General features: G+C 65.2%; 23 protein-coding genes. All 23 read left to right on the forward strand.

Annotated features, from left to right (window positions below):
• A partial coding sequence (locus FJY73_00005; GenBank protein MBM3319043.1) for a hypothetical protein occupies nucleotides 1-1,255 on the forward strand: 1,255 nt, incomplete at its 5' end.
• Between the two features lie 48 nt (nucleotides 1,256-1,303).
• Nucleotides 1,304-2,284: a hypothetical protein gene (locus tag FJY73_00010; GenBank protein MBM3319044.1), complete on the forward strand. Its 981-nt coding sequence runs from the start codon at nucleotides 1,304-1,306 to the stop codon at nucleotides 2,282-2,284.
• Nucleotides 2,285-2,307: 23 nt separating this feature from the next.
• On the forward strand, nucleotides 2,308-2,982 hold the full coding sequence (locus FJY73_00015) for a hypothetical protein (protein ID MBM3319045.1): 675 nt from the start codon (nucleotides 2,308-2,310) through the stop codon (nucleotides 2,980-2,982).
• Nucleotides 2,983-3,006: 24 nt separating this feature from the next.
• Complete coding sequence (locus FJY73_00020) at nucleotides 3,007-3,351, forward strand: hypothetical protein (protein MBM3319046.1); 345 nt, start codon at nucleotides 3,007-3,009, stop codon at nucleotides 3,349-3,351.
• Between the two features lie 307 nt (nucleotides 3,352-3,658).
• The gene (locus tag FJY73_00025; GenBank protein MBM3319047.1) at nucleotides 3,659-4,837 is read left to right on the forward strand and encodes a zinc-binding dehydrogenase; all 1,179 of its coding nucleotides are present in this window, start codon (nucleotides 3,659-3,661) and stop codon (nucleotides 4,835-4,837) included.
• Between the two features lie 112 nt (nucleotides 4,838-4,949).
• Entirely contained in the window at nucleotides 4,950-8,357 is a 3,408-nt protein-coding gene (locus FJY73_00030; protein MBM3319048.1) for an AAA family ATPase, read from the forward strand.
• Nucleotides 8,358-8,360: 3 nt separating this feature from the next.
• A complete protein-coding gene (locus tag FJY73_00035) occupies nucleotides 8,361-8,960 on the forward strand; it encodes a hypothetical protein (protein MBM3319049.1) in 600 nt (199 codons plus the stop codon).
• A gap of 853 nt (nucleotides 8,961-9,813) precedes the next feature.
• On the forward strand, nucleotides 9,814-10,053 hold the full coding sequence (locus FJY73_00040; protein ID MBM3319050.1) for a DUF4160 domain-containing protein: 240 nt from the start codon (nucleotides 9,814-9,816) through the stop codon (nucleotides 10,051-10,053).
• Nucleotides 10,013-10,357, forward strand: coding sequence for a DUF2442 domain-containing protein (locus tag FJY73_00045; GenBank protein ID MBM3319051.1), 345 nt, complete (start codon nucleotides 10,013-10,015; stop codon nucleotides 10,355-10,357). The genes FJY73_00040 and FJY73_00045 overlap by 41 nt, the downstream gene beginning before the upstream one ends.
• Nucleotides 10,358-10,740: 383 nt before the next feature.
• On the forward strand, nucleotides 10,741-11,037 hold the full coding sequence (locus FJY73_00050; GenBank protein ID MBM3319052.1) for a hypothetical protein: 297 nt from the start codon (nucleotides 10,741-10,743) through the stop codon (nucleotides 11,035-11,037).
• Between the two features lie 256 nt (nucleotides 11,038-11,293).
• Nucleotides 11,294-12,340 (forward strand): hypothetical protein, encoded by a 1,047-nt coding sequence (locus tag FJY73_00055; GenBank protein ID MBM3319053.1) that lies wholly within the window; start codon nucleotides 11,294-11,296, stop codon nucleotides 12,338-12,340.
• 73 nt (nucleotides 12,341-12,413) lie between these two features.
• Nucleotides 12,414-13,595: an aminotransferase class V-fold PLP-dependent enzyme gene (locus tag FJY73_00060; protein MBM3319054.1), complete on the forward strand. Its 1,182-nt coding sequence runs from the start codon at nucleotides 12,414-12,416 to the stop codon at nucleotides 13,593-13,595.
• Nucleotides 13,596-13,807: 212 nt separating this feature from the next.
• Nucleotides 13,808-14,896, forward strand: a complete 1,089-nt coding sequence (gene nadA, locus FJY73_00065; GenBank protein ID MBM3319055.1) for a quinolinate synthase NadA — start codon at nucleotides 13,808-13,810, stop codon at nucleotides 14,894-14,896.
• A 390-nt stretch (nucleotides 14,897-15,286) separates the two neighbouring features.
• Nucleotides 15,287-15,475, forward strand: a complete 189-nt coding sequence (locus FJY73_00070) for a zinc ribbon domain-containing protein (GenBank protein ID MBM3319056.1) — start codon at nucleotides 15,287-15,289, stop codon at nucleotides 15,473-15,475.
• Between the two features lie 49 nt (nucleotides 15,476-15,524).
• Complete coding sequence (mtaB, locus tag FJY73_00075) at nucleotides 15,525-16,811, forward strand: tRNA (N(6)-L-threonylcarbamoyladenosine(37)-C(2))-methylthiotransferase MtaB (GenBank protein MBM3319057.1); 1,287 nt, start codon at nucleotides 15,525-15,527, stop codon at nucleotides 16,809-16,811.
• Between the two features lie 29 nt (nucleotides 16,812-16,840).
• On the forward strand, nucleotides 16,841-18,163 hold the full coding sequence (gene miaB / locus FJY73_00080; protein ID MBM3319058.1) for a tRNA (N6-isopentenyl adenosine(37)-C2)-methylthiotransferase MiaB: 1,323 nt from the start codon (nucleotides 16,841-16,843) through the stop codon (nucleotides 18,161-18,163).
• Nucleotides 18,164-18,445: 282 nt separating this feature from the next.
• Nucleotides 18,446-18,640 carry a hypothetical protein gene (locus tag FJY73_00085; protein MBM3319059.1) on the forward strand — a complete coding sequence of 65 codons (195 nt, stop codon included), beginning with the start codon at nucleotides 18,446-18,448 and terminating at the stop codon, nucleotides 18,638-18,640.
• Between the two features lie 310 nt (nucleotides 18,641-18,950).
• A complete protein-coding gene (locus FJY73_00090) occupies nucleotides 18,951-19,304 on the forward strand; it encodes an NADH-quinone oxidoreductase subunit A (GenBank protein MBM3319060.1) in 354 nt (117 codons plus the stop codon).
• Nucleotides 19,295-19,801, forward strand: coding sequence for an NADH-quinone oxidoreductase subunit B (locus tag FJY73_00095; GenBank protein MBM3319061.1), 507 nt, complete (start codon nucleotides 19,295-19,297; stop codon nucleotides 19,799-19,801). The genes FJY73_00090 and FJY73_00095 overlap by 10 nt, the downstream gene beginning before the upstream one ends.
• Before the next feature lie 83 nt (nucleotides 19,802-19,884).
• On the forward strand, nucleotides 19,885-21,495 hold the full coding sequence (locus FJY73_00100) for an NADH-quinone oxidoreductase subunit D (GenBank protein MBM3319062.1): 1,611 nt from the start codon (nucleotides 19,885-19,887) through the stop codon (nucleotides 21,493-21,495).
• Nucleotides 21,492-21,977 carry an NAD(P)H-dependent oxidoreductase subunit E gene (locus FJY73_00105; protein ID MBM3319063.1) on the forward strand — a complete coding sequence of 162 codons (486 nt, stop codon included), beginning with the start codon at nucleotides 21,492-21,494 and terminating at the stop codon, nucleotides 21,975-21,977. The genes FJY73_00100 and FJY73_00105 overlap by 4 nt, the downstream gene beginning before the upstream one ends.
• A 29-nt stretch (nucleotides 21,978-22,006) precedes the next feature.
• A complete protein-coding gene (gene nuoF / locus FJY73_00110) occupies nucleotides 22,007-23,248 on the forward strand; it encodes an NADH-quinone oxidoreductase subunit NuoF (protein ID MBM3319064.1) in 1,242 nt (413 codons plus the stop codon).
• Nucleotides 23,249-23,260: 12 nt separating this feature from the next.
• Nucleotides 23,261-24,772 carry a (2Fe-2S)-binding protein gene (locus tag FJY73_00115; protein ID MBM3319065.1) on the forward strand — a complete coding sequence of 504 codons (1,512 nt, stop codon included), beginning with the start codon at nucleotides 23,261-23,263 and terminating at the stop codon, nucleotides 24,770-24,772.
• Nucleotides 24,773-25,081: the final 309 nt, after the last annotated feature.

Here is a 25,081-nt window from a genome sequence, read left to right on the forward strand (position 1 = left end):
CGAGCCGAACGGAGCGACGGTCGAGAACAACACCCTACCTCTCTGCTATACCGCGGATCCGGAATCAACGTTCGGCTCGTGGACGGACAATGTAGCCCACGTGTACGAGTACGAGTCGGCAGGGACCGTTCCCGGAGGTCCGAGAACTTACGCGAATCGGGTCGGCGTGAACCCGGTCCGAACCCCGCTGGATGTTCAGAACCTATGGAGAAAGCAGCTCATCTTCTACGAGGGACTCGGTTGCCATAAGAACGCGTGGGTGGACGCGTGGACGGCGTGCGGAAATACCCGGAGACTCGATCCTCCCGGCTCGCCGGACTCGCTCGCGGGGCAGAGGGTCGAAGATCTGATGAGCTGCTTGCGCCTGCTCTTCCCTGTCCGCCCTTCCGCTTTCCACAACGTCGCTCATCTCCGCATGGAACCCGATTATGCGGAGAGCAGCAGTTGCGCTCCGACCCGCGGGCTGGTTCGAGAGATGAACCAGGACGCATCCTTCGGCCTGATGATGTCGGTTTCGTCCTCCCCGCGTCTTTGGGGAGAGTGGCTGTCGAGGGACTGTGCCAACTTCGAGTTCGTGCTGGAGACCGTATGGGTACCTCCGGTCGTGCTTGGTCTGTCTTGCGGGACGAACGGAATCGACATGGACAACGATAATCGCCGGCACTCGACTGTGGAAAAGCTGCTCCCGCTTGACCGGAGAGGCTTCTCGGCCCATATCGGTCCCACGAGGGGTTTCTGGCAGTATTACTACTACTGGTACGGGGAGAAGTGGTTGGCGGCGCAAATGCACCCGGAGCGCTTTCCGACGATCGGAGATCTCCACAACCACGTGAGGACCGAGCTGATCGCCGAGCACGCGGACGATCCGAACATGCCCATCTTCTGCGACATGATGATCCTCGTCGGGAACCCGATCCTTCGGCTTCCCGGCATGAACTGGGACCCTCACGTCGGGGTTGCGCACAACGAGGGGAGAACGCACTTCCGACTCGGTTCTCCGCGCCCGTCTCCCTTCGGCTCGGCCACGGTATTTCCGTATGCGCTCGGAGAGCGACAAGCGGTCACGCTGCACGTCTACGATATCCGCGGGCGGCTCGTTCGGGTCTTGCTTTCCGGCGAGCAGGAAGCAGGGGAGCACCGGATCGAGTGGGACGGGCGGGACGGGAGAGGCCGGCGCGCACCGGCGGGTCTCTATTTCGCGAAGCTCCGTGCCGGATCGGAGAGCGCGACGCGAGAAGTGACGTTGATTCGTTGAAAAGACGATTGCGCGGGATCACGGCTTGAGGAACAGGGAGGTTCGGCCATGAACCGAAGGAAGGCCCGAATCGGGTTCGGGATCGGCCTGTGTCTTCTCTTCTCGCTCGCGGAGGCTGGAGGCGAGGACGAGTGGGAGCTCTTCTATGAAGGCAAGGTGGGCGATGGGATCGACGAGTACAAGGTCGCTCTTCACGAAACCCAGCTCTTTGGCGTCCGAGATTACACGGTGGACGATGTAACCGGGGACATCCTTCTCTATGACGGGGAGAAGAACGACATCAAGAGGATCTCCTCGGAGGGGCGATATCTTCGCACGATCCCGGTTCCGGTGCGCGAGTACTGGGTGATGAAGATCGTGGCGTCGGGGGAGGATGTGTTTCTCTTTCGAGAGGACAGCGCCATCGGGCCGTCCTTGAAGCATCTCCGTCCGGATGGATCGGTCGTCGACATCTCCCTCCGAAGGAAGATGGATCTCTACGAGGTGACGACATGGGGGATGAAGGGTTACGCCCACAACGTCGTGTCGCCGTACGTGGTGGGCGATTCTCTCTATCTTCTCGTCGCCGGGAACGAATGGTTCACGCTCCCGATCGGGGGGCGTTCGGCGAGGGCCGAGGGGGGCTGGGAGTTTCTCGATCCGGAGGAGCAGGAAGCAAGGAGAAGGCCGGGGCGCGTGAGGTCGGGGGGCCTTCCGAACGTGGCCTTCAACAGGGAACGCGTCCGGGCGGAGATCATCGATCGAGACGGCCAGACGCTTCGGGAGCTTGGGGACCAGGAATCCCTGGAAGAAGTGGATGCCCAAGGCAATGTCTACACGGTGGCCGTCGAGTATCGGGGGAATGAGATCCTTTCGTGGTTCAAGGTGTACGACCCAGCGGGAATGCTGGTGAAGACGATCCCTCGAGTCAGGGTTCGCAGTGATGTAGCGTACGACAAGCCTCGAACGCGGTTCGGTCCGGAGGGATCGGCCTATTTCATTCAGCTCACGGAAGAAGAGGTAGTGATATGGAAGGCAGCGACGCGATAGTTGCCGAGTCGGATGGGATGATCATGCGATGGACAGTCCGGGCGTGTCTCGCCCTAGCTGCCGTTTCTTTTCCACCTCTTTCCCCAGCCCAGTGGACGCAGCAGGATGCCGTCACGCTCGCGCTCCACTATGCGAACGATTACTGGAACAGCGCCCCCGAAGGAACGACCGCGCGGGCATGGAACACGTCTCATCCGAACTGCAATGTCGGAGGGGGCGATACGTGCTCGGCCCATGCTCCCTACTACTACGCGAGGTACGGCGATGTGCAGGCGTTCACGGAGCGGGGCGTTCCCTACGCCTTCAATCTGTGCGACGAGCCGAGCGAGATTCAAGCCGCCATCGATGCGGGGCAGTCGGCGGGGAGCACGCGTTGTCACTGTGAGAGAGACGGGGGGTGCTCTCGGAACGGCGTTCCGACGTGGGCGACCGGCGTCGACTGCAGCGGGCTTGTCGGGGCGGTGACGCGGATCGGGTGCGTCGGAACATGTACCTTGATGGAGCGCAGCACCCCGATCGATCCCTTGCGGGTGGGGTATGGGGATTTCCTCGTCAAGTGCGGGGTCCATGCCGTCTTCGTGTTCCATGTCGGCTCTCCCGGAACGGTTTCGATCATCGAGGCGGACGGCAGAGCACATGTGCACCGCGTCATGAAGGCTTGGGATGTGGATGTCGATTACTACCTCAACCAAGGCTAGTCCGCGCGCCGGAAGAACGAGTGGGTGGACAATGTCGCCGCGCATCTTGGTTTCTCTCGCTTCGCCGAGGAAGGAGGACAGGTCTTCGTCGAGTGGGAAGCGGTCCGCGAGGAGGACGTGTACTTCTACACGCTCTCCGTGTCGTCCGATCGAGAGGGACCCTACGAGGAGTGTGCCCGGGTCGAGGCGGTCGGCGCGCATCATCTCTATCGGGTTCCGATCGAGCCTCGGGGCTCTTGCTTCTACAAACTGACCGACACCGAGCGTCGAAGCGCGGTCGTGACCGGGCACGGCATTCTCTGGTGGCCGAGGGACTTCGAGGAGCGAGTGGCGGAGTGGACGGACGAGCCCCCTCCCTCCCTGCGTTAGGCCCGGATCCCTTCCGGCTCTCTACCCCCGCCTCGCGATCCTGTGGAAGAGGATCGAGAGAAATCCAAGGCTCCGACGGCCTTCCACAGTTCCCTGGAGAGCAGGCAGTAGCTCCCAGCTCCATCAACAACCGCCTCTGTCGTGGCCTTGTGGATGGTTGAGGACGCCGTGTCCCCGGCGGCGTCTTGACCTCGGGAGCCTCTCGCTCTACCATCCGATGCGGCCCGGCCCCATCGCCCCGCTTCCCCTTCCCCGATCCTCGGGGTTGAGGGAGCGGGACTCGGCCCCGCCCCGGATGGAGAGTTCGATGAGCCACGACTCGATGCTCGCCCTGGTCTACGACAAGGAGCGGGATCCCTGGGACGAAACCCGCGGCCTTCGCCTCGCGGAGGTCGAGAAGCCGAGGCTGGACGAAGCCGCCGATCCCCTCGATGCCGAACACGTGATCGTGAAGGTGATTTACGCGGGCTTCTGCGGATCGGATCGGGGGATCTGGTTCCGCCGCGCCTTCAAGGGGATGATCTTCGATTCCTTGAAGAACGAAAAGAAAGTGCGCCGCGTGATCGGGCACGAGATGATCGGCGAGATCGTCGAGGTCGGGAGCCTCGCGGCCCGGCGCTACGGCTACCGTCCGAAGGAGATCGTCTCGACCGAGTCGCACATCATTTGTCGAAAGTGCTTCCACTGCAGGACCGGCGAGACGCACATCTGCTCCGACGACATCATCATCGGGATCTCGCGGGACGGATGTTTTGCTGAATACATCAAGCTTCCCGCGCACCCGCTGTGGCCGACCGACACCTCCAAGATTCGCATGAAGGTCGGGGCGCTCCAGGAGCCGTTCGGGAACGCCGTCCACGTCTGCACGAAGGTCGATCTTCGCGGGCGGAGCGTGGCCGTCTTCGGATGCGGGACGATCGGGCTCTTCGCGATCTTGATCGCGCGGGCGATGGGCGCCTCGCGTGTCGTGGCGATCGAGCCGGACCCGGATCACCGCGAGAGGGCGCGCGCGCTCGGCGCGGACGACGTGATCCCTCTTTCGCTCGAAAGCGCTTGGGGGAGAGATCCTTGGCGCGCCGATCCGGAGATCGTCTCCGCGCTGAAAGCGGCGTTCCCTCCCGAGGGGCCGGATGTCGCGCTCGAGATGGCCGGTCCCGAAAACTCGGTGAACAACGCGATCCAATCGGTCCGCCGCGGCGGGGACGTCGTCCTTTTCGGCATCAAGGGCGGATCGTTTCAGATTCAAGACTTCGACCGGATCATTCTGAACGGGATCACGCTCCATTCGGTGATCGGCCGGAGGATCTTCGAGACCTGGTACATCACCAAGGGTCTCCTCGAGTCGACGACGAACGGGATTCAAGAGAAGATCCACGACGTGATCCTCGCGGGCGGCGAGGAGACGGTCGTTCCGATCGCGTCCTTTGATCCCGATTCCTTCGAGAAGAAGATCTCCTCGCACCCGAAGGTTCTCTTGAAGCTCTGATCCGGGCGCTCGCGGCCTGGTCTTCGCGGTTGCGCGCCGGAGCGGGAAGGGTCTACACTACCCGAACGGTTCCTTTTCATCCGATCGAAGCACCCGGGCCGGGGGTGATCTCTTGCCTTCGCAGGCGCCCATCGATCCGCTCTTCGCCGACATCCTGCGATGGGCGAAGGGGATCGCGCTCGCCGAGGGAGCGAAGGAGCTCGACGCGTCCCACGTTCTCCTCGGCGCCTTCAAGAGCGCGGGCGGCCGCGACCTCCTCAAATCCCTGCTTCCGACGTCCGTGCCGCTCGAGGAGACGCTCGATCCGGCCGTTCGGAGCCGCCTCGCGGCCGTGAACGAGCCGGTCGCCGAGCCGTTCGGCCTCTCGCCGCGCATGAAGCGGATTCGGGACGAGGTGTGGGGCCGGCACGGCGCTCTTCCGGCGGAGGCGGTTCTCCGGAGCATCCTCGATTCGCTTCGCGCGGAGGAGGAGTGGGTGCGCGCGCTCCTCGAGTCGGCGGAAGGCTCCGCCGGCGCGGCGCCCGCAGAGCGCGTGCGCGCGCTCCTCGGCTTCCTCGACGACACGCACATCCTCCGGCGGGCCCTCTCCGAGCGGCTCGCGGGGCAGAACCGCGCGATCGAGATGGTGTGCGATGCTTACTTCTCGACGCGGCTCTTCGAGAAGGCGGGCGCGCGCGATCCGGTGACCGGACGAGGCCCGCGGATGATCCTCACCTTCGTCGGTCCGCCCGGCGTCGGCAAGACCTACATGGCGGAGATCCTCGCTCACCATCTTCGCGAGGGGGAGGCGGCCGAGCTTCTCCGTCTCGACATGACCGCGTACGCGGGGCATCAGGCGCACGAGCAGCTCGTCGGCTTCAGCACCTCGTACAAGGGGGCGACCGAGGGGCTTCTCACCGGGTTCGCGCGCGCCCACCCGGAGGGGTTCATCCTCGTCGACGAAGTCGAGAAGGCGCACCCGAACACCCAGGATCTCTTCCTCCAGGTGCTCGACTCGGGAGGGCTCTACGACAACCACGTGCGCGAGACGATCGACTTCTCCTGCAACGTGACGATCTTCACGACGAACCTCGGGCGGTCGCTCTACGACGCGCCGGAGCGCTCGGGCGTTCTTCGCGATTCGGAGCATCTCGCGGACGCGGTTCTCCAAGCGCTCCGCGAGGAGGTCGGCCGCGAGCACGAAGGCCGAACGGGGCTTTCCGCGGAGCTTCTCTCGCGCCTCGCGAAGGGGCACGTCGCGCTGTTCAACCGGCTCGACGGCCTCGCCCTCGAGCGGATCGCGGGGATGACCGTGCGGAAGTTCTCGGGCGAGCTCGAGGCGAGCATCGGCCTTCCGCTCGCGATCGACGATCCGATCGTCCTCGTCCTCTTCGTCCTCCGCTTCGGCGCCGGGGGGGACGCGCGCCGCCTCACCACCGGCGTCCGAAACTACCTCTACGGGGCGGTCAAGCAGCTTCTCCACGAGCACCGGGGCGAGCTTCTCGAGGGAGAGAAACCGGTCCTCCCCAAGGTGCGCGCGATCCGAATCGCGCTCGGTCGATCGGCCGTCATCCCCGCGCGGATCACCGAGGCGATGGAAAGGAAGAGCCGCGTTCTTCTCATCGACGACGATGAGTGGGATCTTTCGAACGAGACGGATTTTCACTGGAGCCGGGCCGATGGGAGAGAGGAAGCGGACGCTCTTCTTCGCAAAGGGGACATCGATCTCGTCCTTCTCGATCTTCACATCGGCGCCGGCCCGACGGAGAAGACGAGCGAGAAGGGGATGCTCCTCCTTCGGTGGATCCGCTCCCGCTCTCCGACGACGCCGGTCTATCTCTTCTCCGAGTCGCCGGAGAAGCGCGGTCTCTCGGCCGAGGCACTGCTGCGCGTGTCGGCCGAGGGGGGCGCCGCGGGCGTCCTGCCGAAGCTCTTCCTCGGCGACGCGGTCGAGGAGATGCTCGCGCGCGACGGCTTCTTCAGCCGGCTCCGCGAGGTGGACGCGGGGGTCAAGCGGCAGAAGCTCGTCGAGCAGTACAGGAACCGTCTCAAGGTGATCGAGTTCGACGCGGAGCGCGCCCCCTCTCTCGACGCGGAAGGGCGGGTCGTTTTCGAGGTCGGCGGCATTCGCGAGGCGACATCGATCGCCCCCGAAGACCGCGATCTTCCCGGGTGGGTCGATCTTCCGCGCGAACGCTTCTCCGACATCGCCGGCGCGGAGAACGCCAAGCAGCGGCTCGCCGAGGTGGTCCGATGGCTCGGCGATCCGCGGCCGGTGATCGACATCGGGGTCGATCTTCCGAAGGGGATCCTCCTCACCGGTCCGCCCGGGACAGGGAAGACCTCGCTCGCGCGCGCGACGGCGGGCGAGGCTGAGGTCCCCTTCTTCGCGATCTCGGGCGCGTCGGTGTTCCGGAAGTACGTCGGCGAGTCGGAGGCGACGATCCGGAACCTCTTCGCCGCGGCGCGCCGCTACGCCCCCTCGATCCTTTTCATCGACGAGATCGACGCGATCGGCGGGGAGAGGAGCGGCACGTCGGTCGACAACGCCGCGCGCGTCGGCGTGCTGAACGAGCTTCTCGCGCAAATGGACGGCTTCGTGCAGACCGGGCGGCCGGTCTTCGTCATGGCGGCGACGAACCGGGCGGACATTCTCGATCCTGCGCTCGTCCGTTCGGGCCGCTTCGATCTTTCCGTCGAGGTTCCGATTCCGAACGCCTCCGCGCGCGAGGAGATCTTCCGCGTGCATCTTCGCCGGGTCGCCGCGGAAGACGGGGTCGATGTCGCGGCCCTCGCCGCGCGCACGGCCGGGCTCTCCGGCGCCGACATCATGCAGATTTGCAAGGAAGCGGCCTTTCTCGCTCTTCGAGAGGGGGCGAAGCGGATCGGTCCGCGCCATCTCGACGAGGCGATCACGACCGTGCGCTTCGGGCTCTCGTCCGAGCGCGTGCTTCTCGACGACGCCTCGAAGTGGAGCACCGCGGTGCACGAGGCGGGGCACGCGATCGCGCAGCACGCGATCTTCCCCGACGAGCCGGTGAGCCAGATCTCGATCTTGCCGCGCGGGCGGGCGCTTGGCTTCACCGAGCACGTTCCCGCGCGGCACTACGTGGATCAGAGCCGGAAGCGGCTCCGCGGGATGCTCCGCGTCCTCCTCGCGGGGCGCGCGGCGGAGAAGATGGTTCTCGGCGAGGACGGTCTCACGAGCGGCTGCTCGGAGGATCTCGAACGCGCCTCCGCCCTCGCGCTCCGAATGGTCGTCGCGTGGGGAATGGACGATCGTCTCGGACCGCTCAGCCTCTCGGGGCTGAAGCAGGGCCTCTCGGTGGCGGAGGGGATGCCGGTCGAATCGGCCGCGTTGGACGAGGCGGTCGCCGCCTCGCGGAAGATCCTCGAGGAGGAAGAGGACGCGGCGCGGCGTCTTCTCGAAGAGAACAAGGAGCGTCTTCTCCGCCTCGCGGAGGCGGTTCGGAAGAAGGAAACGCTGGGGAGCGCGGAGCTCGGGGCGCTGCTCGAACGGAAAGCGGAGAAGGAGATCTGACGGATGGCGACGACCCTCAAGGAGATCATGGCCTTCCTGGACGGCGAGAACCTCAAGTACAAGCCGGAAGAAGAGAAGGATTTCCTCGTCACCGGCTTTCGAATGGAGAACTACCAAAACCCCGAGGGCGAAAAGCGTCTCGTGATGGTGGTGCAGCTCTACGAGGACGGGGAGTTTCTCGAGGTTCTCGCGCCGAAGGCTTATGTGTACAAGGAAGGGCCGCACGCGCTCGCGGTCTTCAGGGCCTGCATGTTCGTCTCCTGGCGCACGAAGATGATCCAGTACGAGTACGATCCGATCGACGGCGAGATCCGCGCGGTGATCGAGTTCCCGCTGGAGGACTCGAAGCTCACGAAGAAGCAGTTCATGCGCGTGTTGATGGGGCTCCCCTCGATCATCGACCGTTTCCATCCGGTCATCCAGGGCGCGATCGACACCGGCGAGCTCAAGATGCCGGACGACGACGAGGCCGCAGCGGCGATGCAGCTCTTCCAACTTCTCGAGGAGCTCAAAGGTCAAGACCCGAAGGTCGTCAAGGAGACGATGGAGAGGATCAGCGAGCTTCTCAAGAAGACGAAGAAGAAGCCGCCGGAAACGCTCTGAGCGAGAAGAACGGCCTCTGCGGATCGCATGCTCGCGGTCGATTTCCTTGACTTCGCAAGTGAAGTTCGGGTCCCTTCGGCGCTCGCTGTGGCCCCAGCGGGAGAATGCGTCGCAGGGTGACGCCTCCGGCATCCGGATCGTCCCGTCGCTTCACGGACACACGGGTGCCCGAAAGGGCGAGCTCGCCGGCGATTCCAGAGAGGTGCCGGGTGCCTGTCGGCAGCCCATGCGCTCATCCCGCGTTCCCGACCTTCCCCTCATCGCGCATCGCACGGATATCCAGGACTTTCCCCATAAACTGACGATTGATTCGACCTAACTCTTGCAATGCCAAGGGGAGGGGGGTTCTTGAAAAGTGAAAGTGGTCTCGGCTGCCAGGGTGATGTGAGAGCTTTGGAACGAACAGTTCCCCCGAGCAAGAGGAGGCCACGAAGTGGTTGAGACTAGGGGAGTTGCGCGGAAATTGCGAGAGCAGATCCACGATTATTCGGGGAGACTTTCTCCCCGGTTTTCGTTGCCGATGCGGCGGTTAGTGGAGGAGATGCTGTACGGGATCCAGGCTTCGCAGTCGGTGCGGCTCAGCGAGGTGGGGCGTTCGTTGGAGGAGGCGATCGAGCGGGGCCGAGGTCGCGGCGTGATTACCCCGACTCTTGTGTCCAAGAAACCGGGTGCGGTACATATCCGATATGGTTCATAACGATGGGCCGGGTATTCGGGGGACGCGATATCGATTTCGGGACGATTGGAGACTCATTCCGATTGCGGGTCTGGCGCAATAGGTACGGTGTCCCCCGAATCCCCCCGCGGCGTTCGGCCTTCTTTACGGCGGGTCAGGAGGGTGTAGAATAAGAGTATGAGCCCGACGGTGTTCAGGTGGCGTGGCTACCGCTTCTACTTCTTCTCGCGTGAAGAACGCCGCCTGCACGTGCACGTCCACCATGCGAGCGGAGAGGCGAAGTTCTGGGTCGAGCCTTCCGTTTCCCTGGCGGCAAACTACGGCTTGAGCGCACGTCGAGCGGCGACGGCGCTCCGGCTGGTTCAGGAGCATGAGGATGAGATCCGCGCAGCGTGGCAAGCGCACTTCGGCGGTTGAGATCGGAAACATCTCGAAGCATGGCTTCTGGCTACTCGTGGGCGACCGAGAGATGTTCCTCCCCTTCACGAAGTTCCCCTGGTTCCGCGAAGTGCCGATCGGGAAACTGCTGAACGTCGTGCTGTTGCATCCGCAACACCTGTATTGGCCGGACCTGGACATCGACCTTGCCGTGCAGTCGATCGAGCAACCCGAGAAGTATCCGTTGGTCAGCCGCTGGCGACCCAAGACGCCACTCCAGCCGACGGGCGTGGCGCGGCGTCGCTCGAAGGGTGAACGTGCTCGAAGCCGCGCCCGCAGCTGAGCGGCATCGTTGGGTCGACGGATCACCGCCGTCAGACATTTATCTGCAGCATCTGGCGCGAATGCGCCCTCGCCGAAGATTGAGTTTGGGTGAACCCGCCAGCCTCGAAACAGGTTACACGAAGTATCGCCACGCCTCTTGCGCGGATCACACATTCACCGAACAGCGAGGACCGGCGGGGAAGGCGCATCCGTGGCATCCGGCAGGGAGGATTCGGGGGACACCCTACCGATTTCGCCCGGCCAGCGATCGGGACAATCCGCGAATCGTCCCGAGATCGGTATCATGCCCCCGGAAACCCCGCAGCAAATCGAGGTGGGAGCTTCGGGGAAGGAGTTGTCGCACGGCCGGTGGGCCGCGTGAAGGAAAGGAGAGGGCTTACGATGGTACGGGTACTTCTGGCGACACTGATCGCCGTTGTCTGGATCGGTGGGTGCGCCCAACAACAAGAAGATACGGAAGCTGTCTCCGACACGGGAACGATCGTGTTCCTCTCGTTTGAGGGGGGCTTCTTCGGCATTGTTGACGATCACGGCAGGCGCTGGGATCCGAGTGGTTTGCCCGAGGAGCTTCAGGTGGACAGCCTCCGCGTGAGATTCGAGGGGATTCCCACCGATGATGTCACGTTTCGCATGTGGGGCCGGACGATCGAACTGATTTCGATCACGCCGCTGAAGTAGGTCGTCGCGATCGCGGACTGAGGCGGGAAGGAAGAGCGGACAGTGCGCATGGAGCTGGTTTCGGGAAACAAGGCGGCGCGTTGCCTGTGGGGCGCGGCGGCGTTGGACGCCCGCAAGAGAGGATGAGGAGAAGGGAAGCGGAGCGACCCCTTCGCCCTCCATCCTCGAGACCGCGATCGCTTCATTGACATCTGAGCGGCGGAACAGGTTATAATCGCCCCCGCTTGCGTGAAGCCGAGCCGATCGCGGAGGTGACATGGAAGAGAGCCGAATGCCGCGCATCTCGATCTGGTGGATGGCTTTCGGCTACTTCGCCTGCTACTGGCCGTACAGCGCGCTCGTGCGCGCGACCTCGGACGGGATCCTTCCGGGTCTTGCGGGGCGGATGGACGGCCTGTCGCTTCAACCGTTACAGGTCGCCGCGTCCCTCGTCTCGATGTTCGTCTTCATCACGTGGATCGGATGGTGGAAGTATCCGGGGAGGCGGGAGCTTCTCGGCGCGCGCATCCCCTTCCCGTCGCTCTGGACCGCGCTCTCGGGCGTGTGCACCGCGATGGTGATCGTGACGACCAACCTCGCCTACACGTTCACCGGCGTCTCGATCGTCTTTGTGATGCTCCTCATGCGGGGGGGCGTCCTCATCCTCGGTCCGATCGTCGACACGTTGAACCGCCGCAAGGTGCGGTGGTTCTCGGCGACCGGCATGCTCCTCAGCCTCGCGGCGCTGTTCGTCGCTTTCGCCGAGAAGGGGGGCTACGCGATCTCGCTCCTCTGCGCGATCGACGTCGCGGCGTACCTTCTCGCGTACTTCGTCCGCTTCCAGTTCATGAGCCGGATCGCGAAGTCGGCGGACACGACGAGGAACATCCGCTATTTCGTTGAGGAGCAAATGGTGGCGACCCCCTTCCTGATGCTCCTTCTTGCGCTTGTCGCTCTCTTCGGCCGCGGGGAGATGGCGGAGCAGGTGCGCGTCGGTTTCGTCGGGCTTCCGGGAGGAATCGCGATCGTCTACATCGTTCTCGCGGGGATCTTTTCGCAGGGAACCGGCATCTTCGGGACGCTGATCTTCCTCGATCGCAGGGAGAACACGTTCTGCATTCCAGTGAATCGCTCCTCGAGCGTTCTCGCGGGCGTTCTCGCGTCCTTCACGCTCGCGGTTTTGTTCGGGATGCGCCCGCCGAGCGCGCACCAGCTCCTCGGCGCTGCTCTCGTCATCCTCGCGATCCTCGTTCTCAGCCTCCCGACGATCCTCGCCAAGAGGCGATCGGCTTCGGCGGAGGCGGCCGGCCGGACGCCGGCTTGACAGCGCGCGGAGTGCGCACTAGGCTTAATTCACGGCATGTCAACGAGTTCGTAGCGTCGGCCCGGAGGAGAGCGTGAGGCTTCCCGTCTATCTCGATCACCATGCGACCACCCCGTGCGACCCCCAGGTGGTCGAGGCGATGCTCCCCTTCTTCACCGAGCGCTTCGGCAACCCGGCGAGCCGAAGCCACCGCTACGGGTGGGAGGCGGAGGAGGCGGTCCATCGCGCCCGCGAGGAGATCGCGAGGGCCATCGGGGCGCGGGCGAAAGAGATCGTCTTCACGAGCGGCGCGACCGAGGCGAACAACCTCGCGATCAAAGGAGTGCTCGAGGATCACGGCTATGCAGGGAGCCATGTCGTCGCGTGCGTCACTGAGCACGCGTCGGTTCTCGATCCGCTCGCCTACGCCGAGGGGCGCGGCACGGCGGTGACCTACCTTCCGGTCGACGAGGCGGGGCGGATCGATCCGGAGAGGGTTCGCGACGCGATCCGGGAGAACACCGTGCTCGTCACCGTGATGGCCGCGAACAACGAGATCGGGACGATCCCTCCGCTCGATGCGATCGGCAAGGTCGCCCGCGAGAGAGGAGTCCTCTTTCACACCGACGCGGCGCAAGCTTTCGGCAAGATCCCGATCGACGTGGACGCGATGCACGTCGATCTTCTCTCCCTCTCGGGGCACAAGATCTACGGCCCGAAAGGGATCGGGGCGCTCTACGCGCGAAGGCGGGAGCCGCGCGTCCGTCTCGAGGCGCAAATCCACGGCGGGGGGCACGAGCGGAAGATGCGCTCGGGCACTTTGAACGTCCCGGGCGCGGTCGGGCTTGGGCGGGCGGCGGCGATCGCGAGGGAGCGGATGGAGACGGACGCGAGCCGGATCGCGGGCCTTCGCGATCGTTTCTACATGAAGATCATTTCGAGCCTCGACCGGGTTCGCCGGAACGGAGATCCGGAGAGGTCGCTTCCGAACACGCTCAGCCTCACGTTCGAGTTCGTCGAGGCGGAGGCGCTTCTCATGGATCTGGAGGATGTCGCGATCACCCCCGCCTCGGCGTGCTCGTCGGGGAGCTTCCGGCCGTCGCACGTCCTTCTCGCGATCGGGCTCGGGGTCGAGAGAGCGCTCTCGACGGTCCGGTTCGGGCTCGGCCGCTTCACGACCGAGGAGGAGGTCGACTTTGCGGCGGAGAAGATCGTCGAGGCGGTTCGCCGCTTGCGGAGCTGGTCTCCGCTCTACGAAGAAGAGCGGGAGAAGTGAACCGGCGCGTCGCGTGCGCCCCCCGCGGCGCTTGATTATTTTCTGATGCGGCGAGTGCGTCCGCCCGATGGGGGGCGGAGCGAGCGCGGGGGACATGAGAGATGCTGGCGTTGACCGATCGAGCCGCCGGACAGGTGAACCCGAACGCGCGGGGAACGTGCGGCTGCGGGCAGTCGTTCGCCGTGTAACCAAGAACTGCCGGTGGGCGGAAGATGATCGGACAAAGGGAAGCGCTGCGGAAGACCTCCCTCGAGGAGCTTGAGGCGAGGATCGCGCGAGCGAAGGGGAAGCTCGCCTCGCGCGTTCTCATCCTCGGCCATCACTATCAGCGAGACGAGATCATCCGCTTCGCGGACTACACCGGCGATTCGTTCAAGCTGGCCCGCGACGCGGCCGCGGAGAAGGAGAAGCCGTACATCGTCTTCTGCGGCGTTCACTTCATGGCCGAGAGCGCGGACATCCTCACGTCCGACGAGCAGGCGGTGATCCTTCCCGATCTCGGCGCCGGATGCTCGATGGCCGACATGGCGGACATCGACCAGGTGCTCGATTGCTGGGAGGAGATCGCCGAGCGAAACGGGAAGCGCACGGTTCCGGTCTGCTACATGAACTCGAGCGCGGCGATCAAAGCCTTCTGCGGCGACCAGGGCGGGATCGTTTGCACCTCATCGAACGCGCACTCGGTCTTTCGGTGGGCGTTCGAGCGGGGAGAGCGGATTCTCTTCATCCCGGATGAGCATCTCGGAAGGAACACGGCGCACACGCTCGGGATCGGAGACGAAGAGCTGACGGTCTGGGATCCGGCGAAGCCGCTCGGGGGATGCGAAGAAGGGGCTCTCGACCGCGCGCGCGTTCTGCTTTGGAAGGGATTCTGCAGCGTGCACATGCATTTTCTTCCCGAGCACGTCGACCGGATGCGCGAGCGCTTTCCGGGTATCCGCGTGATCGTGCATCCGGAGTGCACGGCCGAGGTCGTGGCGAAAGCGGACGCGATGGGATCGACCGAGCAGATCCTTCGCGCGGTCCGCGAGAGCGCTCCGGGGACGCGTTGGGCGGTCGGGACCGAGTTTCATCTCGTCGGACGGCTCGCGGCCGAGATGGCTCCGCGCGGGGTCGAGGTCTCGACCCTCTCGCCGTTCGCCTGCCAGTGCGCCACGATGTACCGGATCCACCCGCGGTCCCTCTGCTATGTCCTCGAGAGTCTGGTCGAGGGGTGCGTCGTGAACCGGATCGTCGTTCCGGAAAAGATCGCGTGCTCCGCCCGGGTCGCCCTCGATCGAATGCTCGAGCACAAAGGGTAGATGCGCGGGAGCGTGGGGTCGCCGTCTCCTGCGGCTTCGTTGGCGGACACGCGGGTCGTGGGAGGCCACGGCCCGCACGTGGTCCCGTCTGCGAACGGCGGGTCCTGTCGGCGGCTGTCCGCTCCATGCTCGCCAGTCGCCCTTCGGGCTTGGTGGCTGCGCTTCTCGCGGACACCTGCCGCCGCCACCCGCCGTGGTTGAGTGGATGAATCGTTGCAGGCCGAATTCGGTGCGCGAATGGAGCTCCGGCCGATCCCTGAAGACGTCCCCCCGCGCGGGTGGCGGCCACGGCCACCACCCAGTCTGGGTACCATGAATGCCTTCGATCGGTTATGATGAAAGAAGACGGGCGGGAGGATCGCCCGTTTGTTCCGAAAGGGAGGACGATCCGTGCCGATCTACGAGTACCGCTGCATGAGCTGTCAGCACTTTTTCTCCCTTCTCGTGTTCGGAAGGGAGGAGATCCGCTGCCCGAAGTGCGGGGCGGATCAAGTCGAAAAACAGTTCTCGATCTTCGGCGTGGGGGGGAGCTCTCCCTCCGGCGCGGGGCCGTCCTGCGGGCATTCGGGCGGGTCTTGAGGGCCGAGATGTTGAGGCCTGAAGGTCTCAGGCCGGAGAGTAGGACTTCGTGCGCGCGTCCGTTCACACGCTCGGCTGCCGTCTGAATCAGGCGGAGAGCGCTCTTCTGCTCGGCGGCCTCCTTTCGCGCGGCTGGTCCGCTGCGCCCGAGGGGGAGAGCGCCGATCTCCACATCATCAACACCTGTTCGGTCACGAGGGGGAGCGAGGCGAAATGCAGGCGCCTCATCCGCCTTCTCCGGAAGCGATCGCCGGAGGCGCGCGTCGTGGTGACCGGGTGCTACGCGGAGCTCGACGCGGAGCGGATCCGCGCAATCGGCGGCGTCGATCTTGTCGTCGGAACCGTGGACAAGCACCGCCTTCCCGACCTCGTCTCCGCGATCGACAAGTCCTCTCCGGTCTTGAGAAACCGGGTCGAGCGCGGCCCCTTCGCGATCGAGGGAGCCGGAATCTTCGCCGAGACGCGCGCGAACTTGAAGATCCAGGACGGGTGCGACCAATTCTGCGCCTTCTGCGTGATCCCGCTCACGCGGGGGCGCGCGCGGAGCCGGCGCGCGGATGATTGCGTGCGCGAGGCGGAAGCGCTCGCGGCGCGCGGGCATCGAGAGATCGTTCTTTCGGGCGTGAACATTGGAACGTACTCGGACGGCGGCGCCGACCTCGCGCGGCTCATCGATCGGCTGGAGGAGGTTTCCGGGATCGATCGGATCCGAATCGGGTCGATCGAGCCGATGACGGCGGGGGACGAGATCATCGCGCGCATGGAGCGCGGCGGGAAGCTCTGCCCGTACCTCCATCTTTGTCTGCAGAGCGCCGACGACGGGATTCTCGCCGCGATGGGGAGGCCCTACACCGCGGCGTCGTACGCCGCGCTCTTCGGAGCGTTCGCCCGCCGCGTGCCGGACGTCGGCGTCGGAACGGACGTGCTCGTCGGCTTTCCCGGAGAAACGGAAGAGGCGTTCCGCAACACGATGGGTCTTCTCGAGTCGCTTCCCTTCTATCATTTCCACGTCTTCCCCTACTCCGAGCATCCAAGGACGCGCTCCGCGCGCCTTCCGGGGAAGGTGCGTCCCGACATCATCCGGCGCCGGGCGGACGAAGCCCGCGCGCTCGGCGAGGAGAAGAAGCGGCGTTTCCACGAGCGCTTCATCGGAAGGACGCTCGACGTCCTCTTCGAGACGCGCGACCGGAGCGGGCGCTGGGTCGGCCACGCGCCGAACTACACGCGCGTCGCCGCCCGCTCGGCGGAGGATCTCGAGAACCGGATCGCGCGCGTGCGCGTCGAAGAATCGTCGGTCGCGGATGCGCGGGGAACGGTCGAGGAGGTTCTCGGTTGAAGGTTTATCTCGAAACCTACGGATGCCAGATGAACCTCTCCGATTCGGAGGTCATCGGCGGGCTCCTCGAGGGAGAGGGCTTCGAGGTCGTCGAGGACCTTCGCGAGGCGGACCGCATCCTGATCAACACGTGCGCGGTGCGCGAGCACGCGGAGGAACGGATCTACCAGCGCCTCCGGCAGCTCCATCCTTTGAAGAACGAGAGGCCGGCTCTTCGGATCGGCATCCTCGGATGCCTCGCGCAGAACCTCAAGGCGGATCTCCTCGAACACGAAGGGGCGGTCGACTTCATCGTCGGTCCGGACGCGTATCGGGCTCTCCCCGATCTTCTCCGAAAGAGCGCGAAGGGCGACCGGGAGCGGGAAACGCGGCTCTCGAAGACCGAAACGTACACGGACATCCCGCCGCTTCGACGCTCGGGCGTGAACGCCTGGATCACGGTGATGCGCGGCTGCGACAACTTCTGCACGTTCTGCGTCGTGCCGTACACGCGGGGGCGGGAGAGGTCGCGGCCGCTCGCGTCGGTCCTCGCCGAAGCGCGCGCGGTCGTCCGAGAAGGCGTCCCGCAGATCACGCTTCTCGGGCAGAACGTGAACTCGTACCGGGACGAAGGGCGCGGTTTCGCGGATCTCCTTCGCGCCATGTGCCGGGTCGACGGAATTCGGCGCGTTCGTTTCACCTCTCCCCATCCGAAGGATTTTCCGGACCAGCTCCTTTGCGTCCTCGCCGAGGAGCCGGCCGCGATGCCTCACGTGCACCTTCCCCTCCAGTCGGGGAGCGACCGGGTTCTGGATCGGATGGGACGCGGCTACACGCGGGAGCATTTCGACGGCATTGTCCAGCGGATTCGGGAAGCGATCCCCGGGGTCGCGATCACGACCGATCTCATCGCGGGCTTCCCGGGCGAAACGGACGGAGATTTCGAGGAAACCGTCCGCGCGATGGAGGAGATCCGCTTCCATTCGGCGTTCACGTTCCCGTACTCGGAACGCAAGCACACGCTCGCCGCGCGCCGCTTCGCGGACGACGTCCCCTCCGAGGTGAAGAGCGAGCGCGTGACGCGCCTCGCGCGCATGGAGAGGGAGCACTCGAGGGAGAGGCTCGAGGAAGAGGTGGGGACGGAGGCGGAGGTCCTTGTCGAGAGCGCCAGCAAGAAGTCGGCGGAGGAGGCGTTCGGGCGAACGCCGAAGGGGAGCGGCGTCGTCTTTCCGGTCGAGCGCGTGAGGCCGGGCGAGATCCGCTCGGTCCGGCTCGTTCGCGCCACGGCCCATACCCTGATCGGGGTTTCCGGTCAACCCGATGGAAGTGCGCTCCACGCGCGGCCGCCGGGGCCCGGGGCGAGGGGTGTCTGAGCCTGTACGCGCCTGCCCCGGGCCGAGGCCGGGAGGCGCCGGTCGAGTCTCCGTCGGATTCGGATTCATCCGGCGCGAGACGAACCTCTCGGGCTCCCGGCGAGAGGCGACGAATCCGGGGTTGAGGACCGCATCGTCTTCTGCTATACTAGCAAAGCTCGGGCGGGGCCGGCTCGTGGTGTGAGGGGCAGAGGCAGAGGTCGAAACGGACGCCGGAAACCGCCTCCCCGCCGGATTCCTGCCCCGCAAGTTGCGATCCCCTGTTCGAGAGGTCGTTGGAACGTGAGCGGAAAGAACGGTCGGCAAGAAGTCCTCGCGAGCGCGTCCCGAGTCGAAGAGCACTCCACACCGAACGGCGAGTATCGCTGCATCGTGTGCGGGATGCGCTATCGTGCGAGAGAGCACGCCGAGATCTGCTGCAAGAAGATCGCCGGAATCGAGAACCTCGGAGGGCGCAGGCAACACCGCTGGCGCTGATCCCGGTCGACGCGCGCCGACGGGGCGGGGCCTTTCCGCTTCGTTTCTCCGGCGCGCGTTGCCGCATCCGCTCTTCGATCCCGCTCCGTTCTTTTTCTTGACCCTTGCCGGGCCGGATCCGTATATTTCCCTGCGAACCGAACACGCACCCCGGCGGCCGCGCGCGCGACGGATGGATCGCGCGGCGTGGGCGGTCCGGTTCCTCGAGACGCCGGCCCGTCGCGTCCGGCCGGCTTCACAAGGCTTCTCCCGGAAGCGTTCCGGGGCCCGCCCGGGACCGCTTCCGTTCGTCTCCTCGTGTGGGGATCGAATGAACGGTTACGCCCCGCTCATCCTCGTGGTCGCTCTCGCCCTGATCACCCCGGCGATGCTGCTCGTCGTCTCGAACTTCCTCGGAGCGAGACGGACGGAGCGGACGAAAGGGGAGCCGTACGAGTGCGGCATTCCGCAGCCCGCTCCCCCACGCCGGGCGATCCCCGTGAAGTACTACTTGGTGGCCGTTCTCTTCCTCCTCTTCGATGTCGAGGCGGTCTTCCTCTATCCGTGGGCCGTCGTCTACCGGCGTCTCGGTCTCTTCGGTTTCGTCGAGATGGCCGTCTTCCTCGCGATGCTCGTCGCGGGGCTCGTCTATGTTTGGAAGCGGGGGGCGCTCGAATGGGATTGAGGGAGATCGAGAACCTCTCCGGATCGGGCGTGCTCACCACGCGTCTCGACGCGGTCCTTCGATGGGGGCGCCGGAACTCTCTCTGGCCGCTCCCCTACGGAACCGCCTGCTGCGCGATCGAGTTCATGGCGGTCGTCGCCTCTCCGTTCGATCTCTCGCGCTTCGGCGCCGAGGTGGTCCGCTTCTCCCCGCGCCAGTCGGATCTCCTCATCGTCTCGGGAACGATCGTGCACAAGCAGGCGGTGATCCTTCGCAGGATCTACGCGCAGATGGCGGAGCCGAAGTGGGTGATCGCGATGGGCGCCTGCGCGAGCGCGGGCGCGTTCTATGACAATTATTGCACGCTTCAAGGAATCGACCACGTGATCCCCGTGGACATCTATATCCCCGGGTGTCCTCCGCGGCCCGAGGCGGTCCTCCACGCCGTCACGGAGCTGCAGAGGAGAATCGACGCGGGAGTCCCCCCCCGGTCGCAGCGGACGGAAGGGAGCGCATAGACTTGTCGTCGCCGTCTCTCGACCGTTTCCGGAGCCGCTTGGCCGGCGCGGTCCGGGAGGAACCGAATCCCTTCGGGGATACGGTGTTTCGGGTGGAACCTTCCGGTCTTCGGGACGTTCTTCGCTCCCTCCGGGACGAGCACGGTTTCGATCTGCTCCTCGATGTCACCGCGGTCGATCGTCTGGAGCTCCCCGACTCGAAACCCCGCTTCGACGTCGTGTACATCTTGCGTCCTTCGGTCGGATCGGAACGCGTGCGGGTCCAGTGCCGTCCCCCGGACGAGGACCTCGCCCTCGAGACCGTCTCGGACCTCTGGAAGTCGGCGAACTGGGCGGAGCGCGAGGTCTACGATCAATACGGCGTCCGCTTCCGCAATCACCCGAACCTGAAGCGTATTTTGAATCATAAAGATTTCGTCGGCCATCCGCTCCGGAAGGACTACGACATCAAGAAACAGCAGTGGCTCTCCGAGCCGGACGACCTGATGGACGAGATGCGGAAGCTCCGGGGCGGCGCGGAGGAGGAGGAGAGCGAGTCGGTCCTTCTCAACATCGGCCCCTCCCATCCGGCGATGCACGGAGCGCTCCGCGCGCTCGTCGATCTCGAGGGGGAGACGGTTCGGCATACGGTTCCCGAGATCGGCTACCTCCATCGCGGGTTCGAGAAATCGGCGGAGAAGGGGACCTACACGCACGTGATCCCCTTCACGGACCGACTGAATTATTGCAGCTCGGTCATGAACAACATCGGTTATTGCCGGACGATCGAGAAGATGCTCGGCATCGAGCCGACGGCGCGCGCGCAGACGATCCGCGTCGTTCTTCTCGAGCTCGGACGGATCATGGACCATCTCGTGTGCGTCGCGGCGAACCTCGTCGATGTCGGCGCGCTCACCAACTACTGGTATCTGTTCAACGAGCGCGAGAGAATCTACGACGTGATCGAGGCGCTCTGCGGCGCGCGTCTCACGCACTGCTACGTTCGGATCGGCGGTCTCGCCCACGATCTCCATGCCGGCTTCGAGGAAGGAGTCGAGGGGATCCTCCGCGAGCTCCCGAAGGCTCTCGGGGACGTGGAGAGGCTCGTCGCCCGGAATCGGATCTTCCTCGACCGGGTGGTCGGCGTCGGCGCGATCTCGGCCGAGGAGGCGATCTCGCACGGGTTCACCGGGCCGTGCCTTCGCGCATGCGGCGTTCCGAACGACCTCCGGAAGGACGAGCCGTACTACGGCTACGACGGCTACGACTGGAACGTGATCGTCGGGACGCGCGGCGACGCGTACGACCGGATCTGGGTCCGCATGGAAGAGATGCGCGAGTCGATGCGGATCGTCGCGCAGGCGATGAAGAAGATGCCGGGCGGACCGGTGAACGTCGACGACAAACGCGTGTCGCTCCCGCCGAAGACCGAGGTGTACGGCAACATCGAGGCGCTGATGAACCACTTCATGATCATCATGGAGGGGATCAAGCCGCCCGCGGGCGAGTGCTACGGTTCGATCGAGGCGGCGAACGGCGAGCTCGGCTTCTTCGTCGTGAGCGATGGAACCGGAAAACCGTACAAGGTCAAGGTGCGCCCGCCCTGCTTCTATGTCTTTTCGGCGTTCCCGCGCCTTACGGAGGGGGGAATGATCCAGGACATGATCGCGACGCTCGGGTCGCTGAACATTATTGCGGGGGAGTTGGACCGGTGAAGACAGAGAAACCCCGCTGGAGCGCCGCGCGCGCGGAGGAGATCGAAGCGCTCCGCCGGCGCTATCCGACCGACCACGCGCTTCTCCTCCCGGTTCTGTGGATGGCGCAGCGCGACTTCGGTTGGATCTCGCACGAGGTGATGGAGCTCGCGGCGGAGACGTGCCGCACCTCTCCGGCGCATGTCTATTCGCTCGCGACCTTCTACACGATGTTCGAGCTCGAGAAGCCGATCCGCTATCACATCCAAGTGTGCAACAACCTCTCGTGCTCGCTCACAGGGTCGGAAGGGATTCTCGCCCACCTCGAGAAGCGTCTCGGCATTCGGGCGGGAGAGGCGACGGCGGACGGACGGTTCCGGCTCACGGCGGTCGAGTGCCTCGCCTCGTGCGGAACGGGTCCCGCGATGCAAGTGAACGACGCGTACTACGAGAACCTGACGCTGGAGACGGTCGACGCCCTCCTCGAGGAGTGGATGAAGTGATCGCCGAGACGATCCTCCTCAAGGCGCGCATGGTGAACCCCGATTCGCACGCGCTCGTCTCGGCGCGCGCGGCGGGCGCGTACCGCGCTTCCGCGAAAGCTCTCGCGGAAGAGCCGGAGGAGATCGTCCGGCTCGTGAAGGACTCGGGTCTTCGCGGGCGGGGAGGCGCCGGCTTCCCGACCGGGCTCAAGTGGACGTTCCTCCCGAAGAACCGGGACGCGACCTATCTCTGCGTGAACGCCGACGAGAGCGAACCCGGAACGTTCAAGGATCGGTTGATCCTCGAGAAGGACCCGCACCTACTCATCGAGGGGATCGTGATCGCGTGCCACGCGATTCGATGCGCGCATGCCTACCTCTACATCCGCGGCGAGTTCTGTCTTCCGTACGAGAGGATCCGCGCGGCGGCGGCCGAGGCGTACGCGGCCGGTCTTCTCGGTCCGAACGCCGGCGGCTCGGGACAACCGATCGACCTCACGATCCACCGCGGCGCGGGAGCGTACATCTGCGGCGAGGAGACCGCGCTCCTCAACTCGATCGAAGGGAAGAAGGGGCAGCCGCGCATGAAGCCCCCCTTCCCGACGAACGTCGGTCTCTTTGGAAAGCCGACCGTCATCAACAACGTGGAGACCCTCGCGAACCTTCCGTTCATCGTGGAGAACGGGCCGGACGCGTACCGCGCGATCGGAACCGAGAAGAGCCCGGGAACGCGGCTCATGAGCGTGTCGGGCCATATCGAGAAGCCCGGCGTGTACGAGGTGGCGCACGGCGTTCCGATGCGCGGCCTGATCGAGGATCTCGCGGGGGGCGTGCGCGGCGGGCGGAAGCTGAAGGCGCTCATCCCGGGAGGATCCTCGACGCCCGTCCTCACCGCCGAGGAAGCGTACGCGGTGAACGTCGATTTCGAATCGGTCCAAGCGACCGGCTCGATGCTCGGGTCGGGCGGCTGCATCGTGATGGACGAGACGACCGACATGGTGTGGGCGCTCGACAAGCTCGCGCATTTCTACGCGCACGAATCGTGCGGCCAGTGCACTCCCTGCCGCGAGGGCTCGGGGTGGATCGCGGAGATCGTGCAGAAGATCGCGGCGGGAAACGGAACCCGAAAGGACCTCGAGAAGCTCGAGAGCCTCGCGGCGCAGATCGTCGGCAACACGATCTGCGTCTTTTCCGACGCGCTCGCGATGCCGGTCGTGAGCCACGTGACGAAGTTCCGCGCGGAGTTCGAGGCGCATCTCGCGGATCGGGCGTCCTCCTCCGCGGCGCCCTGATCGAGGAAGGCGATGGCGAAGTTCACGCTGAACGGTGTGGAGCGCGAAGTCCCCGACGGGATCAACCTGATCGAGGCGGCTCTCCTCTTCGGGGTCCGCATCCCGCACTACTGCTACCATCCGGGTCTATCCCCCGAGGGGAACTGCCGGATGTGCGCGGTGGAGATCGAGGGGATCCCGAAGCTGCAGACCGCGTGCACGACGCTCGTCGCGGACGGAATGGTCGTCCACACCGAGTCGGAGAAGGTGATCCGCGAGCGGACCGAGGTGATGGAGTTCCTTCTCCGAAACCACCCGATCGATTGCCCGATCTGTGATCAAGCGGGGGAATGCGGGCTCCAGAAGTACTACATGGAGCACGGCCTCCATGATTCGCGGGTCGCTGTCGAGGAGAAGATCCTGAAGCGGAAGCGGGTCGATCTCGGCCCGCTCGTCGTGCTCGACTCGGAGCGCTGCATCCTCTGCTCGCGCTGCGTCCGTTTCTGCGACGAGATCGCGGGCGTGCGGGAGCTCGTCCTCGCGAACCGGGGCGGCCGCTCCGAGATCACGACCTTCCCCGGCCGAACGCTCGAGAACCCCTATTCCGGGAACGTGATCGACATCTGCCCGGTCGGCGCGCTCACCAGCAAGGACTTCCGCTTCAAGGTGCGCGTGTGGTTCCTGAAGACCGCAGGCTCGATCTGCCCCGGATGCGAGCGCGGCTGCAACATTTACATCGAGCAGTACCAGAACGAAGTGCAGCGGATCCGTCCGCGCGCGAACCTGGACGTGAACCGCTGGTGGATCTGCGACGACGGGCGACTCGACTACAAGTGGATCAACCGGGATCGTCTCCTCCGCGCGGAGGGAGAAGCCGGAGCGCATTCTCCGGAGCGGGCGGATGAGGAGGCGGCGCGGATCCTGAGGGAAGCCGGATCGGTCCTTCTCGTCGCCTCGCCGCGCTCTTCAAATGAGAATCTTTTCGCGCTGAAGCGTTTCCGAGACGCCGCGCTTCCGCGCGCTGCGCTCGTCGGCGGCTCGTTCCGGAAGCCTTGGGAAGGGGATCGGATCCTGAAGCGCCCCGACCGGAACCCGAACCGGAAGGGGATGGAGATTCTCGGCTTGTCGGGCGATCTCGAGGGGGCGCTCCGGAAGGCTCCGGATTGCGTCCTCGTGGTGGAGAACGATCTTCTCGGGGACCGTCCGGATCTCGCGGACCTTCTCCGCGGGAAGAAGCTCATCGCGCTCGCCTCGAATCGAGATGCGACGGCGGAAAAGGCCGCGCTCCGCATTCCCGTTTGCACCTACGCGGAGACGGAAGGAAGCTGGACGAACTTCGAGGGGCGGACGCAGGCGTTCCATCCGGTCTTGAAGGCGGTCGGCGAATCGCGGCCGGTCTTCCGCGTTCTCGAAGGGATCGCGCGCGCTCTCGGAGCGTCTCTCGAGTGGAGCGATTTCGGAGCGCTCCGCGAGGAGACCTTCCAGGCGGCGCCGGCTCTCGGGAGCTTGTCCCCATCGCCCGGAGGAGGCGCGCATGCTCTCTGATCTCCTTCTCCCCGTTCTCTTCGCGCTCGTCGCCGCGTTTCTTCCGCTCATGTTCGTTCCGCTTCTCGTCTGGGGCGAGCGGAAGGCGGCCGCCTTCATTCAAGATCGGACCGGCCCGAACCGCGCGGAAGTGCTCGGGATTCGTCTCGGAGGCCTCGTCCATCCGTTCGCCGACGTGGTGAAGCTCCTCGCGAAGGAGGATTGGACGCCCGCGCGCGTGAACCGTTTCTACTACAATCTGGGTCCGTTCCTCGCCATCTTCATCTCGATGCTCCCCTTCGCGATCATCCCGCTCGCGGACAACCTGAG

This window comes from Candidatus Eisenbacteria bacterium, assembly GCA_016867715.1.
Classification (GTDB): domain Bacteria; phylum Orphanbacterota; class Orphanbacteria; order Orphanbacterales; family Orphanbacteraceae; genus VGIW01.